Raw genomic sequence first — 287 nt, 5'->3', positions numbered from 1 at the left:
GAAAAGAAAACCGATAACAAGTTTACACCCAGAGAACTCATCTATACATTACGAGATATGAATTTCCTTCAATTACCTACAGGAGATTATATTCCCACATATACTCGAACTGATATTACGGACTTATTTCATGATGTCTTTGGCTTCCGTACTGATTATGAAATATTGAGTGAAAAACAAATGAAAAAAATTTTAAAAGCAACTAGGAAACCATAAAAAGTACTCACTTTTTTAGGACAAAGAAAAGGCTGAAAACCCTTGTATTTACTGGGTTTTCAGCCTTTTAC

General features: G+C 32.4%; 1 protein-coding gene. It reads left to right on the top strand.

What is annotated here, in order from left to right:
* Positions 1 to 216 (top strand): hypothetical protein (locus ACE418_RS13505; RefSeq protein WP_416451086.1); only part of this gene is annotated, 216 nt, incomplete at its 5' end.
* Positions 217 to 287 lie beyond the last annotated feature (71 nt).

It is taken from the genome of Megasphaera jansseni, from assembly GCF_047974155.1.
GTDB lineage: Bacteria > Bacillota > Negativicutes > Veillonellales > Megasphaeraceae > Megasphaera.
The sequence above is the reverse complement of the archived record's forward strand: the minus strand, read 5'-3'. Positions and strand labels throughout refer to the sequence as shown.